Source organism: Streptomyces sp. NPDC043896, assembly GCF_056435605.1.
Window position 1 is genome coordinate 158743 of the sequence record NZ_JBWKEE010000007.1, and the last position, 17100, is coordinate 175842.

General features: G+C 72.7%; 14 protein-coding genes and 1 pseudogene. 3 read left to right on the forward strand and 12 right to left on the reverse strand.

Translation table 11 applies throughout. The features are described 5' to 3' along the window. Positions 1-32: 32 nt before the first annotated feature. The 4 genes from AC069X_RS12565 to AC069X_RS12580 form a co-directional block, all read right to left on the reverse strand. Positions 33-1064, reverse strand: a complete 1032-nt coding sequence (locus tag AC069X_RS12565; RefSeq protein ID WP_478728179.1) for a 6-phosphofructokinase — start codon at positions 1062-1064, stop codon at positions 33-35. A gap of 156 nt (positions 1065-1220) precedes the next feature. Then, the gene (locus tag AC069X_RS12570) at positions 1221-1865 is read right to left on the reverse strand and encodes a response regulator (protein ID WP_478728181.1); all 645 of its coding nucleotides are present in this window, start codon (positions 1863-1865) and stop codon (positions 1221-1223) included. Positions 1866-1900: 35 nt separating this feature from the next. Then, complete coding sequence (gene macS / locus AC069X_RS12575; RefSeq protein ID WP_478727851.1) at positions 1901-3112, reverse strand: MacS family sensor histidine kinase; 1212 nt, start codon at positions 3110-3112, stop codon at positions 1901-1903. Positions 3113-3159: 47 nt separating this feature from the next. Beyond that, on the reverse strand, positions 3160-3960 hold the full coding sequence (locus tag AC069X_RS12580) for a lysophospholipid acyltransferase family protein (RefSeq protein ID WP_478728183.1): 801 nt from the start codon (positions 3958-3960) through the stop codon (positions 3160-3162). A gap of 160 nt (positions 3961-4120) precedes the next feature. Here AC069X_RS12580 and AC069X_RS12585 point away from each other — a divergent pair, with 160 nt between their 5' ends. Together AC069X_RS12585 and AC069X_RS12590 are read left to right on the forward strand one after the other, a co-directional pair. Continuing rightward, entirely contained in the window at positions 4121-4900 is a 780-nt protein-coding gene (locus AC069X_RS12585; RefSeq protein ID WP_478727853.1) for an alpha/beta hydrolase, read from the forward strand. Next, entirely contained in the window at positions 4893-5474 is a 582-nt protein-coding gene (locus AC069X_RS12590; protein ID WP_478727855.1) for a hypothetical protein, read from the forward strand. Before AC069X_RS12585 ends, AC069X_RS12590 begins: the two co-directional genes overlap by 8 nt. 1076 nt (positions 5475-6550) lie before the next feature. Here AC069X_RS12590 and AC069X_RS12595 read toward each other — a convergent pair. The 6 genes and pseudogenes from AC069X_RS12595 to AC069X_RS12620 form a co-directional block, all read right to left on the reverse strand. Beyond that, positions 6551-7308: pseudogene (locus AC069X_RS12595) on the reverse strand (endonuclease/exonuclease/phosphatase family protein). A gap of 75 nt (positions 7309-7383) precedes the next feature. Then, positions 7384-8325: an ROK family glucokinase gene (locus AC069X_RS12600; protein WP_478727857.1), complete on the reverse strand. Its 942-nt coding sequence runs from the start codon at positions 8323-8325 to the stop codon at positions 7384-7386. A 61-nt stretch (positions 8326-8386) separates the two neighbouring features. Then, complete coding sequence (locus AC069X_RS12605) at positions 8387-8848, reverse strand: DUF5304 domain-containing protein (protein ID WP_478727859.1); 462 nt, start codon at positions 8846-8848, stop codon at positions 8387-8389. A gap of 67 nt (positions 8849-8915) precedes the next feature. Continuing rightward, positions 8916-10073 (reverse strand): ArsA family ATPase, encoded by a 1158-nt coding sequence (locus tag AC069X_RS12610; protein WP_478727860.1) that lies wholly within the window; start codon positions 10071-10073, stop codon positions 8916-8918. 81 nt (positions 10074-10154) lie between these two features. Beyond that, the gene (locus AC069X_RS12615; protein ID WP_478727862.1) at positions 10155-10595 is read right to left on the reverse strand and encodes an SRPBCC family protein; all 441 of its coding nucleotides are present in this window, start codon (positions 10593-10595) and stop codon (positions 10155-10157) included. 210 nt (positions 10596-10805) lie between these two features. Further along, positions 10806-11588, reverse strand: a complete 783-nt coding sequence (locus AC069X_RS12620) for a metallophosphoesterase family protein (protein WP_478727864.1) — start codon at positions 11586-11588, stop codon at positions 10806-10808. Positions 11589-11843: 255 nt separating this feature from the next. On the opposite strand from AC069X_RS12620, the gene AC069X_RS12625 reads away from it, so the two are divergent. After that, positions 11844-13640, forward strand: coding sequence for an AMP-dependent synthetase/ligase (locus tag AC069X_RS12625; RefSeq protein ID WP_478727865.1), 1797 nt, complete (start codon positions 11844-11846; stop codon positions 13638-13640). A 9-nt stretch (positions 13641-13649) separates the two neighbouring features. Here AC069X_RS12625 and AC069X_RS12630 read toward each other — a convergent pair whose 3' ends face one another. After that, a complete protein-coding gene (locus AC069X_RS12630) occupies positions 13650-15257 on the reverse strand; it encodes a GMC oxidoreductase (protein ID WP_478727867.1) in 1608 nt (535 codons plus the stop codon). Positions 15258-15948: 691 nt separating this feature from the next. Then, positions 15949-17091 (reverse strand): glycosyltransferase family 4 protein, encoded by a 1143-nt coding sequence (locus tag AC069X_RS12635; RefSeq protein WP_478727869.1) that lies wholly within the window; start codon positions 17089-17091, stop codon positions 15949-15951. Positions 17092-17100 lie beyond the last annotated feature (9 nt).

A 17100-nucleotide genomic window follows, 5' to 3' on the forward strand; every position in this document is an offset into this window, starting at 1 on the left:
CGCTCGGGTCCGCTCGGGCGTGCCGGGGGGCGTCAGCCGAAGAAGACCCCGGCCTCCTGGTACAGCGCGGGGTCGACCGTCTTCAGCTTGGCGGTGGCCTCCGCGATCGGGACGCGGACGATGTCCGTCCCCTTGAGGGCGACCATCTTGCCGAAGTCGCCGTCGCGCACCGCGTCGATCGCGTGCAGCCCGAAGCGGGTGGCCAGCCAGCGGTCGAAGGCGCTCGGGGTGCCGCCGCGCTGGATGTGCCCGAGGACCGTCGTACGGGCCTCCTTGCCGGTCCGCGCCTCGATCTCCTTGGCCAGCCATTCGCCGACGCCCGACAGCCGGACGTGCCCGAAGGAGTCACGGGAGACGGAGTCCTTGAGGACCAGGTCGCCGTCCTTGGGCATGGCCCCCTCGGCGACGACCACGATGGGCGCGTAGCTCGCCTTGAAACGGGAGGTCACCCAGGAGCAGACCTGCTCGACGTCGAAGCGCTGCTCGGGGATGAGGATGACGTTGGCGCCGCCGGCCAGCCCCGAGTGCAGGGCGATCCAGCCGGCGTGCCGGCCCATGACCTCGACAACCAGGACCCGCATGTGGGACTCGGCGGTGGTGTGCAGCCGGTCGATGGCCTCGGTCGCGATGCCGACGGCGGTGTCGAAGCCGAAGGTGTAGTCGGTGGCGGAGAGGTCGTTGTCGATGGTCTTCGGCACACCGACGCAGGGGACGCCGTACTCCTCGTAGAGCCGTGCGGCCACGCCGAGGGTGTCCTCGCCGCCGATCGCGACGAGCGCGTCGACCTCGAACTTCGCGAGGTTGTCCTTGATGGCGCGGACGCCGTCCTCGGTCTTGAACGGGTTGGTGCGGGAGGAGCCGAGGATGGTGCCGCCCCGGGGGAGGATGCCCCGGACCGCGGGGATGTCCAGCGGGACGGTGTCCCCCTCGATCGGCCCCCGCCAGCCGTCCTTGAAGCCGACGAACCCGTATCCGTACTCCTGCGTGCCCTTGCGGACGACGCCCCTGATCACCGCGTTGAGTCCGGGGCAGTCGCCGCCGCCGGTGAGCACTCCGACCTTCATGGAATCTCCCTTCGCCATGACCGTCACGCTAGTGGTGACGCAGGTCACGACAAGGGGCCCGGAGGGCTCAATTCCGGTGAAAACACGGGGTGTTGCGTACACCCCGTTCACTCGTACGGGGAACCGGGGTGGAAGTAAGTACGACGTACGAACGGGTTACGCGTCGTCGAGCCCGCGCTCTATCGCGTACCGGACGAGCTCCACCCGGTTGTGCAGCTGGAGCTTGCCCAGGGTGTTCTGCACGTGGTTCTGGACCGTGCGGTGGGAGATGACCAGCCGCTCCGCGATCTGCTTGTACGAGAGCCCCTTGGCCACCAGCCGCAGCACCTCGGTCTCCCGGTCGGTCAGCTGCGGCGCCTTCGGCTCGTCGGCGGCGGCCGGCGCCGGGTCCGTGGCCAGGCGCCGGTACTCGCCGAGGACGAGACCGGCCAGGCCCGGGGTGAACACCGGATCCCCGGCCGCCGTGCGGCGCACCGCGTCGATCAGCTCCTGCGCCCCGGCCGACTTCAGCAGGTAGCCGGTCGCCCCGGACTTCACCGCCTCCAGGACGTCGGCGTGCTCACCGCTGGCCGACAGGACGAGCACGCGCAGCGCGGGATCGGCGCCGACCAGCTCCTTGCACACCTGCACGCCGGGCATCCCCGGCAGGTTGAGGTCGAGGACCAGCACCTGCGGGCCGGCCGCGCGGGCCCGCCGTACCGCCTCCGGGCCGTCACCGGCCGTGGCGACGACGTCGAAGCCGGCGGCGGACAGGTCGCGGGCCACCGCGTCCCGCCACATCGGATGGTCGTCGACGACCATCACCTTGATGTCCCCGAGCTCGCTGCGGTCGTCGTTCACTGGGTCCTCCCCCTCGGTACTTTCAGTTCCACTTCGGTGCCCTGTCCGGGGACGGACACCAGCTCGGCGCTGCCGCCGAGGTCCCGCAGGCGGCCGCGGATGGACAGGGCCACGCCCATGCGGCCCTCGCCCTCCGCCTGGTCGAGCCGGCCGGCCGGGATGCCCGGGCCGTCGTCCCGTACGGTCACGATCACCTCGTCGCCCCAGTCCTCGACCAGGATCCAGGCGCTGGCCCCTTCCCCGGCATGCTTGCGCACGTTGTCCAGGGCCGCGCCGACCGCCGCCGCCAGTTCCCGCGCGGCGGGCGCCGGCAGCACCACCGGGGTGCCCGGCTCGGCGAAGCTCACCCGGGAGCCGGCGTGCGGGGCGAGCAGCGAGCGCAGGTCCAGCTCGGCCTCGTCCGCGCCGGGCTCGTCCACCTCGTACGTGTCCACCAGCGCGCCCAGCGACCCGTCGCGCGAGACCCGGGAGGGCTGGACCAGGCCGCTGGAGACCAGCGTGCGCAGCGCCACCTCCTGCTCGCCCGCCAGCCGGCCGAGTTCGGCGGCCTCGCCGCCCAGCTCGGTGCCGCGCCGCTGGACCATGGCGAGGACCTGGAGGACCCCGTCGTGGATGTCGCGGGCGAGGCGCTCGCGCTCGCGGGTGGCCGCCTCGATCTCCAGGGCGCGGGCGAGGGTGGCCTCACTGGCGCGGGCGACCTCGACGACGTAGCCGATGGCGATGGAGGCGACCCACACCAGCAGGACGTTGTGCAGGGCGTCCCGGGTGGGGTCGCCGCCGTGGACGACGAGGTTGGCGGCGGCCACGAAGGTCGAGGCGAAGCCGGCCCAGCGCCAGCCGCCCTTGAGGGCGAAGGCCAGGACCGAACCGGCGGTCCAGATGCTGGGGAGGGTGGGGCCGCCGTCCGTGATCCGCTCGTGGGTGTCCGCGAGCGGGGTCAGCAGGATGCCCACCAGCGCGACGGCGAGGTCGGCGACGAGGAAGCCCTTGGTGCAGCTGGCCGCGTTCGCCACCCGGCGGTGGGTGGCCAGCGTCCAGACGGCGAGGAGGGCGAGGTAGCCGGCCGCCGTCCAGGGCTGGTCGAACTTGCGGTACGCGGCGGCGAACAGCAGCCCCGCGTAGACCATGGTGAGCAGCCGGTACGCGGTCAGGGCCTGCCACAGCGGCTGCTCGACCGACATCCGTACGACGCGCTCGCGCTTCGCCATCTCCCCCACCCACCCCGTTCTCGCGGGCGATCCGCCCCGCGCGCGCCCTATTCGGCGCCGTTCTCTCTCTTGGCCTTCTCGGCCTCGGCCTGCTCCGCCTTCTCGGCCTTCTCGGCCTCGGCCTTCTCCGCCTTGGCCGCCTTGTCGGCCGCCTTGACGCTCTCCTTGGCGGCCTTCTCGGCCTCCGCGATCTGCCGCTTGGCGGCCGTCGCGTAGATGTCCACGTACTCCTGGCCGGAGAGCTTCATGATCTCGTACATGACCTCGTCGGTCACCGAGCGGAGGATGAAGCGGTCCCCGTCCATGCCCTGGTAGCGGCTGAAGTCCAGCGGCTTGCCGATCCGGATGCCCGGACGCATCAGCTTCGGGACGACCTTGCCGGGGGGCTGGATCTTCTCGGTGTCGATCATCGCGACCGGGATCACGGGGGCGCCGGTGGCGAGCGCCACCCGGGCCAGACCGCCGGGCTTGCCCCGGTACAGGCGGCCGTCGGGTGAACGCGTCCCCTCGGGGTAAATACCGAACAGCTCCCCGCGCTCGATGACCTCGATGCCGCTCTTGATGGCGGCCTCGCCCGCACCGCGCGCGCCGGAGCGGTCCACCGGAAGCTGGCCGACGCCCTTGAAGAAGGCGGCCGTCAGCTTGCCCTTGACGCCCGGGGAGGTGAAGTACTCCGCCTTCGCGATGAAGGTCACCTTCCGGTCCAGTACGGCCGGCAGGAAGAAGGAGTCCGAGAACGACAGGTGGTTGCTCGCGAGGATCGCCGGCCCCTCGGCGGGAATGTTCTCGAGGCCCTCCACCCACGGCCTGAAGGCGAGCTTCAGGGAACCCCCGATGGAGAACTTCATTGCGCCGTAGATCAACTCGAAAGCCTTCCTGTGTCTGTCGAACAGACCTTATCCCCTGGCCCGCTCCGGAGGGCCCGACGGCCCTGGTCGGTGTCATCCCGGTCGCGTACGGTGAAGTCACACAGCGCAACGCACCCCCCACCCTTCGAAGGAGACCCTGGTGCCCGTCCTCCCTGGAGCAGAGCCGTTCCGCCACGAGGGCGGAGAGGTCGGCGTGCTTCTCTGCCACGGCTTCACCGGTTCGCCTCAGTCGCTGCGCCCGTGGGCCGAGTACCTGGCCGAGCGTGGGCTGACCGTCTCGCTGCCGCTGCTGCCCGGGCACGGTACGCGCTGGCAGGACATGCAGCTCACTGGCTGGCAGGACTGGTACGCGGAGGTCGACCGCGCGCTGCGCGAGCTGCTGGAGCGGTGCGAGCAGGTCTTCGTCTTCGGGCTCTCGATGGGCGGCGCGCTGACGCTGCGGCTGGCGGCCAGGCACGGGGACGCGATCAGCGGGATCGTCCTCGTCAACCCGGCCAACAAGGTCCACGACCCGCTGGCCGTCGCCCTTCCGGTGGCCAAGCACTTCGTCCGGTCGACGGCGGGCATCGCCAGCGACATCGCGAAGCCGGGCTCGGTGGAGGTCGGCTACGACCGGGTCCCGACGAAGGCCGCCCACTCGCTGCGGAAGTTCTTCCAGCTGGTGGACACCGAGCTGCCGCAGGTGACGCAGCCCGTACTGCTGCTGCACAGCCCCCAGGACCACGTGGTCCCGCCCGTGGACTCGGCACGGATCCTGGCGCGCGTGTCCTCGACCGACGTCACCGAGACCCTGCTGGAACAGAGCTACCACGTGGCGACGTTGGACCATGACGCGGAGCGGATCTTCGCGGACAGCTACGCGTTCATCGGGCGGCTCGCGAAGAGTGTCGGCAGGGAGGGGGCGGCCAGCGGTGGCTGAGCACGAGGAGTCCTCCGGGGGTGTTCCTCCGCTGGACGAGGAAGCGGCGTGGGCCGCGATCGTCGCCGGGTACGGGCAGGAACCACCGGACCCGCCGGGGGCGAGGCCGTTCCGGCCGATCGAGAACCTGATGCTGCCGGAGGAAGACGTGAAGCCGGAGCCCCCGGCGGCCGAGCCGAAGCCGGAGCCCAAGCCGGAGCCCAAGCCGAAGCCGGACCTGGGCAGCTCGGTGACGTTCGCCCCGGGCGTGGGGGCCGGCGTGCCGGTCCCGGTACCCACGGCGGGCACGGGCCCGAGGGACCACACCCCGGCGGACGAACCGGACGAGGGCCACTTCGTCCCACCGGAACCGGAACTGCCGGAGGCGGACACCACGGCGAAGTTCGCGTGGCTCGCGGTGATCGGCGGGCCGGTACTGCTGCTGCTGGCGGTACTGCTCCAGTGGGACATGACGTGGTGGCTGACCACCCTGGGCATCGGCGGCTTCCTCGGCGGCTTCGCCACCCTGATCGCCCGCATGTCGCACGGCGACGACGAGGACGACGACGACCCGGGGCGCGGCGCGGTGGTGTGAGCCGCTGCCGGCGGGATCACGCCGCGCGGGGGCTGCTGCGGGCCGGTGGTGCGGGGGGCGGTAGCCCCTTGGGCCGTCTCAGAGTGGGGCTGGGGGGTTCCCGTCAGTCCCATCGTCCTTCCGGTTCGTGCCGGCCTGTCAAGGGCGCTCACTGCGTTCGCGTCACTTCGTGATCGCCTTCGGCGACCCTTGACAGCCCGACCCGCCCCGGAAAGCCGAAAGACTGCCGGGAACCCCCCAAAAGAACGGTCACGGGGCAGAAGAGGGAGGGACGGGCCTGTCATGGACGAGACGAGAGGCCGGGGGCCGGCCCGCCGGGCATCCGCGCCCTTCGAGCCCCGGTCCAGGGCCGGGGGCCCGGCTACCCGCAGGAAAGGTTGATCAGAGCGACCTGCGGACCACCCGGACGCGACAGATCGCTACGCGCTCCTCCCGGCTTGGCGTCCGGCGACCGTCCGGGGCTGATACCCGCAGTAGAAGACGAACAGGAGCTCCTCCGGCAGCGGCAGGCGCGGCAGATCGCTACGTGCTGCCCCGGTCTCGGAGACCCATCCGGTCGTCCTCAAGTGCGGGTATCAGCCCCAGGTGGCCTGCGGACGCTGAGAAAAGAGGAGCGCGTAGCGATCTGCTGCGCCTGGGTGGTCCGCAGGGTGCTCCTGTCGTCCTTCCGTGCAGGTAGAGCCCCTGTGGCTCCGGATCATGGCCTCTGGGGGGCCGGATGCCCGGCGGGCCGGCCCCCGGCTCCTCGCCTCATCACTGAGGTGCCGCTCCTGCCTCTCTTGCCCCGTGACCGTTCTTTTGGGGGTTTCCCGGCAGTCTTTCGGCTTTCCGGGGCGGGACGGGCTGTCAAGGGTCGCCGAAGGCGATCACGAAGTGACGCGACCGAAGGGAGCGCCCTTGACAGGCCGGCACGAACCGGAAGGACGATGGGACTGACGGGAAACCCCCAGCACCTCTCTGAGACGGCCCAAGGGGGTCCCGCCCCCCGGCCACCCACCCCCACCCGGGGGCGGGTGGGCAAACACCGACCCGCCCCGGGGGGTCGCGGGGGTGATAGTCGGCCCCCACCGCCCCCGTCAGCCCGCCGGCACCCGCAGTGCCGCCAGGACCGGGAGGTGGTCCGTGGCCGCGCGGAGGTCGGGGGTCGTCACGCCCGGGTGTCCCTCTGGGACGCCGCAGGCCAGCACCTGCACCCCCGGCGAGGCGAAGACGGCGTCGATGCGCCGGTCCGGTGCCGTCGAGGGGAAGGTGTTCCCGCCGCCCCACGGGGACACCGTCCAGCAGTCCTGCAGGGGCCCCGAGAGCCGGCCGAAGGCGGGGCCGCCCGCCGCCTCGTTGACGTCCGCGGCCGCGATCACGTGCGGCGTCCCCAGCGCGGCGGCCCGCTCCAGGAGCAGCTCCGCCTGCGCCCGGCGTTCCCGCCCGTCCAGTGACAGGGTGCGCTGACGACCCCGACGCGGGCCGCGCCGAAGCGGACGACGGCCGTCGCGAAGCCGCGGCGGTGCAGGCCGGGAGTGCGCGGGAGCAGGACGTCCTCGGTGCGTTCCACGAAGGCCCGTAGCGAGCACAGCAGCAGCGGCCCGGCGGCCGTCGCTCCGCCGCTCAGCACCACGAGGTCCGTCTTCGCGGCCAGCCTCGCCGCGTGCTTGCGCCAGCGGAAGAAGCGGGGTGCCTCCTGGACGAACACCAGGTCGGGGGCGCAGGCGCGGATGACGCGGGCCAGTGCCTCCTCGTCGTCGCGCAGCGAGCGGATGTTGTAGCTGAGTGCCCGGATCACGGCTGATCCGTCGGGCTCGGTCACGGACTTCGGCAGCGTGTGCAGCGTGTGCGGCATGCCCTCGAACATACGCAGCTGCCCGCCGCTCCCACAGGGGGCGCGGCGGGCAGTCGCGGCCGAAAGGGGTGGGTGTCAGCCCTGGCGGGCCAGGTCCGCCGCGCCGACGAGTCCGGCCTTGCCGCCGAGCTGCGCGGCGAGTACTTGCGCGTGGGGTCGCCAGGCGCCGCCGACGAGCCAGCGCTTGAAGGACTTGCGGATCGGGTCGAGGACGAGGTCGCCCTCGTCGGAGACGCCGCCGCCGACGATGAAGGCCGACGGGTCGAAGAGGGAGGCGAGGTCGGCGAGGCCCGCGCCGGCCCAGCGGGCGAGTTCGCGGAAGGCGTCGATGGCGACCAGGTCGCCGGCCCGGGCGGCCTCGCTGATGTGCTTGCCCTCGATGCCCTCGGCGGTGCCGTCGCCCAGGCCGAGGAGGATCGCCGCGTTCTCGGGGGTGGCGTTGGCGCGCTGCTTGGCGTACCGGACGAGGGCGCGGCCGGAGGCGTACTGCTCCCAGCAGCCCTGGCTGCCGCAGCCGCACAGCAGGCCGTCGGGGACGACCCGGATGTGCCCGAATTCGGCGGCGACGCCGAAGCGGCCGCGGCGCAGCTTGTTGCCGATGATGATGCCGCCGCCGAGGCCGGTGCCGAGGGTGATGCAGATGACGTCCTCGTGGCCCTGGCCGGCGCCGAAGCGGTATTCGCCCCAGGCGGCGCAGTTCGCGTCGTTCTCGACGACGACGGGCAGGCCGATGCGCTGCTCGACCTTGTCCTTGAGCGGTTCGTGCCGCCAGTTGATGTTCGGCGCGAAGAGCACGGTCGCGCGCTTGTCGTCCACGTATCCGGCGGCGCCGATGCCGACGGCGTCGATGGTGTGGTTGCTGCTGACCTCGGAGACGGCGGCGCAGATCGCCTCCGTCACGCCGTCCGCGGTCGGCGGGGTGGGCACCTTGTACGTCTCAAGGATGGTGCCCTCTTCGTCGACCACGCCGGCCGCGATCTTCGTGCCGCCGATGTCGACGCCGATGGTGAGTCCCATTAGTCCCTCGGTTTCCGGTCAAACCCCGCCACGGCCAACCGTACACGGGCCCGGCAGAGGTTCAGTCGAGATCGATCCGCTCGGCCGGGCCCGTACCGGGGCCTTCGTCGCGCCGGTCGGAGGGCCCTCGCGGGGCGGGCGGCTCGTCCCGGGTCCAGCGGCGTTCGTGGCCTTCGACGGCCGAGCGGTAGGCGGCGAGGAGTTCGGAGCCGGCCGCCGCGAGGTGGCCGAAGACTTCCGGGTTGCGTTCGATGAGGGGTTTGGCGGCGGTCTTCGCCTGGTTGACGAACTGGCGTACGGCGTCCTGGGCGGCGGCGCCGATGAGCGGGTTGTCGAGGGAGGAGACCTTGTCGGCGACAGCCTCGAAGAGCTTGAACAGTTCTTCGGCGGCGGTGCCCGTGCCGGTGCTCGGGCCGGCGTCCTGTCCGGTGCGGCGGTGGCGCTCCTTCTCGGCGGCGAGGTCCTCGGCGCAGGCCCGCGCCCAGGCGTCGTCGTCGGTGGGGTGGTCGGTGGCCTCGCTCATGGCGGACTCTCCTGGCGGCAGCTGCGGTAGGTCTGCCTTCGACGTTACCCGAACGGCGGTACGGGTCTCAGCGCTCCCGGGGCCACAGTCGCGGGTCCGGGGTGAAGCGGACGCGGAGGAAGCCGTCGGCGAGGGCGGCTCCGGAGACGGTGCAGCGGCGCAGGGCCGAGGGCAGCGGAACGATCCTGCGGTGCGGGCCCGCGGCGACGAGCAGCTCGTCCCCGCGCCGGATGAGGTCGAGCTCGCTCTTGCGGGCGCGGGGCAGCGGGATGGCCCAGACGAGCACCCCGTCGGCGGCGAGCCGGTCCTCGACGGTCCAGCCGGGGCCGGGTACGGGCGCGGGCGCGGGGCCGGGGGTGATCCCCCGGGCGGCTCCGAGGACCTCCAGGTCGTCGGTGTCCCGGGGGTCGCGGCCGAGGTGGGCCAGTTCGCGGACGGGGAGGGCCTGGTCCCAGTCGGCGAGGAAGGCCCGCTGCTGGGCGGCGATCCCCGCGGCCCAGGGGCCGGCTTCGGCGGCGGCCGGCGGGACGAGCCGGTTGGCGACGAGGGCTTCGGTCCGCAGCTCGTGCAGGGCCAGTCCGAGCAGCCCGGTGCGCAGGGCGGCGTCGGCGGCGGGGCCGGGTTCGGCGACGAGGCGGACGCGGGTGGTGGGGGCTTCGACGACGGCCTGGACGGCGGCCAGCTCCTCGTCCCAGCGCGCGGTGGTCTCGTACAGCCACTGCGCCGGCATCGGCACCCCGGCGAGCTGGGCCAGTACGGGGCGCAGGGCGCGGGCCGCCTGCCGTTCGGCGGGGAGCAGCCGGGCGAGGTAGCGGCGCAGCTGGGCGGGGAGGGCGAGGGTGGCCACGGCCTGGTGCAGCGGGGGCATGTCCACGACGACGAGGTCGGTGGCGGGTGCGGCGGCGGCCCGGCGCAGGGCGCGGAGCAGGGCGAACTGTTCGGCGCCGGGCAGTTCGGTGAGTTCCTCGGCGCCGAGGGGGCGGCCGCCGAGCATGCCGAGGACGGCGGCGCCGCGTTCCTGGAGGGCGGCGAGTTCGGTGCGGAACTCCTGGCCGGAGTCGACGAGCGCGAGCCGCAGCCGCGGGTCGGGGGCCGCGCCGGCGAAGGGGTCCTCGCCGCACAGCAGCAGCACCCGCTGCCCCTCGCGCGCTGCGGCGAGTGCGGTGGCGGCGGCGACGGTGCTGCGCCCCGCCCCTCCGGGGCCGGTGACGAGGAGGGTCTGCATGTGGTGGTGCCGTTGCCTTTCGATGTCCGACGCGGCTCCTGGTGGGCGCCGCGCGGGCGCCCCGCCAGGGGGGCCGCCGCGTCAGGAGCGGGTTTCGACCCGCTTCTTGAGGCCTGCCAGGGCGCGGTCGATGATGACCTTCTCGGCCTTGCGCTTGATCATGCCCAGCATGGGGATCTTGACGTCCACGGTCAGCTGGTAGGTGACCTCGGTGCGCCCGCCGTCGAGCGGCGCCAGCCGGTAGGAGCCGTCCAGCTGCCGCAGCATCTGGGACTTGTCGAGGGTCCAGCTGACCTCGTCCGCGCCCTTCCAGGTGTACGCGAGCGTGTGGTCGTCCTTGATCGCCCCGGCGTCCAGCAGGAGGCGGACCTTCTCCGCGCGGCCCTCGGCGTCGGTGGCCAGTACCTCGGCCTCCTTCACCTCGCCGGTCCACTCGGGGTAGCGGGCGAAGTCGGCGATCACGGCCATCACGTCGGCCGGGGAGGCGTCGATCGTGATGCTTGAGCTGGTGTGTTCCGCCATCGCGGTTGCTCCTCCGGGGAGTATTCGAGGAAGTGTGCGGCCCGCGGCCGCCGCGTGCAGGCTACCGCGCGTGTGGAGCTCACCACTCCAGGGGAGTCGCTCAGCGGTCACCGCCCGGCCACGCCCACGGTCACCGCCCGGCCACGCCCACGGTCACCGCCCGGCCGCCGAGCGGCGGCCGTCCCGGTCACCGAGTCGCGGCCGTCCCGGTCACCACTCCAGGGCCCAGGGCCTTCCGGTGGCGGCGAAGTGCCCGACGTTCACGCACTCGGTGCCGCCGATCCTGACCCGCCGCGCCAGCGGCTGGTGGACGTGCCCGAAGAGGGCGTACCGCGGTCTGGTCCGGCGGATCGCGGCCAGGAGTGCCTCGCTGCCGCGCTCGAAGCGGCGCGCGACGGTGTCGTAGCAGAGCTCGGGGACTTCCGGCGGGATGTGCGAGCAGAGCACGTCGACCTCGCCGAGGGCCTCCACCTTGGCCGCGTACTCCTCCTCGTCGACCTCGTACGGCGTGCGCATCGGCGACGGCAGCCCGCCGCCGACGAAGCCGAAGACGCGGCCGCCGATCTCCACGCGCTGCCCGTCGAGGACGGTGGTGCCGGGGCCGGCGTACTCGTTCCACAGGCCGGGGACGTCGACGTTGCCGTACGTGGCGTACGTCGGGGTGGGGAAGGCGGCGAACATCTGCGCGTACTGGCGGCGCACCGCTTCCTCGATGAGCCGGTCCCTGTCGAGCCCGTCCCACAGGCGGCGGCCGAATTCGCGTGCTTCGGCGAAGCGGCGCGCCGTGCGCAGTTCGACGATGCGGTGGGCGTTCTCGACGCCGAAGAGGTCGGGGAAGATGCCGCGCGAGTGGTCGGCGTAGTCGAGGAAGAGCACCAGGTCACCGAGGCAGACGAGCGCGTCGGCGCCGTCGCCGGCCCGTGCGAGCGCTTCGGTGTTGCCGTGTACGTCGCTGACGACGTGGACCCGCGTACGCCTCTTCCTGCCACCCATGCCGCTCACCCTAGGGGGGCCCGGCCACGGCCGGGTAGAGGGAGGGTCGCAGGCGGCCGGACCTGCGGTTACTTCCGAGTCGCGAACACGGTCGACTACTGTCGGCAGCGTATTGGCGGGTCCTGCGGCGCATCGCGATGTACAGAATGTGACGCACGGAACATCTGGCCGGTTCCCTCTATCGGGAACCCACTACCGGTGGGTAACGTCCGGTCGGTCCACACGGTGGCGATGGCGCCCAGAGGAGCAGCAGTCTTGCGCGAGTTCAGCCTTCCGGCCCTGTACGAGGTCCCGTCGGACGGGAACCTGACGGATCTCATCCGCCGCAACGCCGCCCAGCACCCAGACACCGCAGTCATCAGCCGCAAGGTCGGCGGCCGGTGGCAGGACGTGACCGCGGTGGAGTTCCTCGCCGAGGTGCGGGCCGCCGCCAAGGGCCTGATCGCGGCGGGCATCCAGCCCGGCGACCGGGTCGCCCTGATCTCCCGCACCCGCTACGAGTGGGTGCTGTTCGACTTCGCGATCTGGACCGCGGGCGGCGTCACCGTCCCCGTGTACGAGACCAGCTCCCCCGAGCAGGTCCAGTGGATCCTCAGCGACTCCGGCGCCGTCGCCGCCATCGTCGAGAGCCCCGGGCACAGCGCCGCCGTGGCCTCCCTGCGGGACCGGCTGCCCGAGCTGCGCGAGGTCTGGGAGATCGAGAAGGACGCCCAGGGCGTGCTGAAGGCCGCCGGCGCGGAGGTCACCGACGCCGAGGTGGACGCCCGCAGCACCCTCGCGGTCGCCGACGACCCGGCCACGATCGTCTACACGTCGGGCACCACCGGCCGCCCCAAGGGCTGCGTGCTGACCCACCGCAACTTCTTCGCCGAGTGCGGCAACGTGGTGGAGCGGCTGAAGCCGCTCTTCCGCACCGGCGAGTGCTCCGTGCTGCTGTTCCTCCCGGCCGCGCACGTCTTCGGCCGCCTGGTGGAGGTGGCGGCGGTGCTGGCGCCGATCCGGCTGGGCTGCGTACCGGACATCAAGAACCTCACCGACGAGCTGCAGTCCTTCCGCCCCACGCTGATCCTGGGCGTGCCGCGCGTCTTCGAGAAGGTCTACAACTCGGCGCGCGCCAAGGCCCAGGCCGACGGCAAGGGCAGGATCTTCGACGCGGCGGCCGACACGGCGATCGCGTACAGCCGGGCGCTGGACACCCCCTCGGGCCCGTCCTTCGGCCTGAAGCTGAAGCACAAGCTGTTCTCGAAGCTCGTCTACTCCAAGCTGCACGCCGTCCTCGGCGGGCGCGGCGAGTACGCGATCTCCGGCGGCGCCCCGCTCGGCGAGCGGCTCGGCCACTTCTTCCGCGGCATCGGCTTCACGGTCCTGGAGGGCTACGGCCTGACGGAGACCTGCGCGGCCACCGCCTTCCTCCCGTGGGACAAGCAGAAGATCGGTACGGTCGGCCAGCCGCTGCCCGGTTCCGTGCTGCGCATCGCGGACGACGGCGAGGTGCTGGTGCACGGCGAGCACGTCTTCAAGGAGTACTGGAAGAACGAGGCGGCCACCGCCGAGGCGATGACGGACGGCTGGTTCCACACCGGTGACGTCGGCACCCTCGACGAGGACGGCTACCTCAGGATCACCGGCCGCAAGAAGGAGCTCATCGTCACGGCCGGCGGCAAGAACGTCGCCCCCGCGGTGATCGAGGACCGGATCCGGGCGCACGCGCTGGTCGCGGAGTGCATGGTGGTCGGCGACGGGCGGCCGTTCGTGGCCGCGCTGGTCACGATCGACGAGGAGTTCCTCGGCCGGTGGGCCGCGGAGAACGGCAAGCCGGCCGGGGTGACGGCGGCGGAGCTGCGCGAGGACGCGGAGCTGCTCGCCGCCGTCCAGAAGGCCGTCGACGACGGCAACGCGGCGGTGTCCAAGGCGGAATCGGTGCGGAAGTTCCGCATCCTGGGCTCCCAGTTCACGGAGGAGTCCGGCCACATCACGCCGTCGCTGAAGCTCAAGCGCAACGTGGTGGCGAAGGACTTCGCGGACGAGATCGAGGCGCTCTACCGGGGCTGACGCCCCGGACTACGGCTGGGCGAGGATCCGGTCCATGTTCCGCTCGGCGAGAGCTGTGATCGTGACGAACGGGTTCACGCCGAGCGAGCCGGGTACCAGTGAGCCGTCCAGCACGTAGAGCCCCTGGTGGCCCTTGACCCGGCCGTAGGCGTCGGTGGCCTCGCCGAGGACGCAGCCGCCGAGCGGGTGGTAGGTGAAGGTGTCGGCGAAGGCCTTGTTCTCGCCGAAGAGGTCGTAGCGGTAGATGGTGACGTTGCGGCGGTTGATCCGGTCGAAGAGGCTCTTGGCGGCCGCGACCGCCGGGGCGTTCTGGTCCCGGGTCCAGTTGAGCCGCGCCGTGTCGCTCGCGGCGTCGTAGGTGAAGCGGCCGCGCTCGGGGTTCTTGGTGATGGCCAGGTACATCGAGATCCAGTGCTCGATGCCCATGGGGAGCGGGGCGATCTCCGCGAAGACGGGGTGGGCCGCGTTGTCCCAGTCGTCGATGCCGAGGGCGGGCATGGTGGCCTGGTTGCAGCCGACCGTGTCCCAGAGGTGGTTGGCGCGGGCGGTCATGACGTTGCCGTTGGGGCCCCAGCCGAGCCCGACCTTCTCGCTGAGCGCGGGCAGTGCGCCGGTCTCGCGGGCGCGCAGCAGGATCTCGGTGGTGCCGAGGCTGCCGGCGCCCAGGAAGAGCTGCTTGCAGCCGAGTTCGCGGACCTGGGTGACGCGGCCGGTGAGGTCGCTGGTCCGCACGGTCAGGACGTAGCCGCCGGCCGGGTCGGGGCGTACGGCGACCACGTGCTGCATGGTCTCGATGGTGACGTTGCCGGTGCCGAGGGCGGCGGCGAGGTAGGTCTTGTCGACGCTCTTCTTGCCGTGGTTGTTGCCGTAGATGACCTCGCCGGCGAGGGCGGATCGGGGGGCGGTGCCGGCGGCCTCGCGCTTCATGTGCTCGAAGTCGTAGACGTTGGGTACGAAGGTGGTCTTCAGGCCCGTGTGGTGGGCGTGTTTCCTGGAGATCCGGGCGAAGCGGTACCACTCGGTGGACTCGAACCAGGCGGGGTCGATGTCGTTGACCCCGAGCATGGAGCGGGCGCGGGGGTAGTAGGTGCCGTACATCTCCCCGGCGTCCACGCCGGGGAACACCTCGGTGAAGTAGGAGCGTCTGGGGGTCGGGGCCATGCCGCCGTTGACGAGCGAGCCCCCGCCGACGCCGCGGCCGACGTAGACGGACATGTCGCCGTGGTTCACGCGGTCGAGGACCCCGGGGTAGGGGCTGATGTCGCGGTTGACGACGTCGAGCCAGAGGAACTGGGCGAGCGGGGCCTCGGTGCGGTTGCGGAACCACATGGAGCGGTGGTCGGGGGCGGAGGTGGAGGGGAACACCTTGCCGTCGGGCCCGGGGGCGTCCCAGAGCCGCCCCATCTCCAGGACGACGGTCCGGACGCCGGCCTGCCCGAGGCGCAGCGCGGCGACGGCGGCCCCGTATCCGGAGCCGACGACGATGGCGGGCGCGTACCGGGCGGCGGGGGGTTCGGCCGCGGCGGCGGCGCCGAGGCCGATGCGGGTGATGCCGAGGGCGGCGGCGGCGCGGAGGGCGTTGAGGCCCAGTTGACGGCGCGTCAGGTTGGGTGTCATGGCCGCATCATGAGCGGATTCCGCCCAACCGGCCATAACTCGCACTGCCACGCATGTGAGTAACAGTCAGACATGTGTGGACCGTAGCCGGGCGGGAGGTTTGGGCGACCGTTCTGACGGAGTCCGGCCGGGAATGACCGCACCTGACCGCCCATGCCGCCGTTTGTCGCTCGTTGTCGACACTCCGCTCACGCGGGGCCGGGGCGGTGCCCTTGGCCGGGGGCGGTGGGTCGTCTGCGGGCGGGCTGACCGCTGCGCGGGGCGAGGTCCCCTACCCGCCCTTCCACCGTTCCCAGGGGCTCCGCCCCTGACCCGGTACGGGCGCTACGCGCCCGTCGCCTCAATCGCCGGCGGGGCTGGATTTTCCAGCCCCGCCGGCGATTGAGGCGTGGGGGTCTGGGGGCGGAGCCCCCTGGGAACGGGCGAAGGGCGGGTAGGGGACGGCCCCGCGCAGCGGCCCACCACCCGCACACGACCCACCGCCCCCAGCCCGAGCGACCGGCCCCGCCCCGCACCCGCCGGCCGGAGGCCGGCGCAGCGGCGCGAAGCCGGAGAGGCCGGCCACGGCCGAGCCGCGCGAGCGACGCGTCAAAGAGGCGTGGCCGGCCACGGCCGAGCCGCGCGAGCGGCGCGTCACAAAGGCGTGGCCGGCCACGGCCGATCCGCGCGTCAGGAAGGAGCGCGGAGCGTTCTAAAGGAGGGCGCGGAGCCCCTCGGCCAGGTGGTCCCAGCGCCACTGGCGCTCGACCCACGCCCGGCCCGCTTCGCCCATGCGGGCGCGGAGTTCCGGATCCCGGAGCAGCGCGACGACGCGGTCCGCCGCGTCGTCGGGGTCGCCGCCCCGGACCACCCAGCCGGTCTCACCGTCCAGCACCGCGTCCGGCGCCCCGCCCGAGTCGCCCGCGACCACCGGCAGGCCCGTCGCCGAGGCCTCCAGGTAGACGATGCCGAGCCCCTCCACGTCCAGCCCGCCCCGCCGGGTCCGGCACGGCATCGCGAAGACGTCCCCCGCGCCGTAGTGGGCCGGGAGTTCCTCCCATGGGACCGCTCCCGTGAAGACGACGGAGTCCGCGACCCCCTTCGCGGCGGCCAGCGCGCGCAGGTCCGCCTCGTACGGGCCGCCGCCGACGATCAGCAGCGCCGCGTCCGGCACCGCCGCCAGGATCCGCGGCATCGCCTCGATCAGGGTGTCCTGCCCCTTCCGGGGGACGAGACGGGACACGCAGACCACCACCGGGCGGTCGGACAGGCCCAGCCGTGCCCGGACCTCCGCGCCGCCCGACCCGGGGTGGAAGGTCTTCTCGTCCACCCCCGGCGGGAGCTGGACCATCCGCGCCGCCGCCCGCTCCGTCACCGCCGAGGCGATCCGCGAGCGCGTGTACTCCCCGAGGTACGTCAGCGTGTCCGTGCCCTCGCCGATCCGCCGCAGCAGCTGCCGCGCGGCCGGCAGCTGTGCCCAGCCGGCCTCGTGCCCGTGGGTGGTGGCGACGATCCGCCGCGCGCCCGCCCGGCGCAGCGCCGGGCCCATCAGTCCGAGGGGGGCCGCCGCGCCGAACCACACGGACTCGCAGCCGTGTTCGCGCAGCAGGGACACCGCGCGCCGGGTCACCCGGGGTGTCGGCAGCAGCATCGTCGTGCGGTCGCGCACCACGGGGAACGGCTGCTCCGCGTCGAAGGCGGCCGTCGCCTCGCGGCCCTCTGCGCTGTGCTTCCAGGTGGAGGCGTAGACGACGACCCGCTCGGGGTCCAGCCGCAGCGCCATGTTGTGCAGGAAGGCCTGGATACCGCCCGGGCGCGGCGGGAAGTCGTTCGTCACGATCAGCGTCTTGTGCATCCCCGCCAA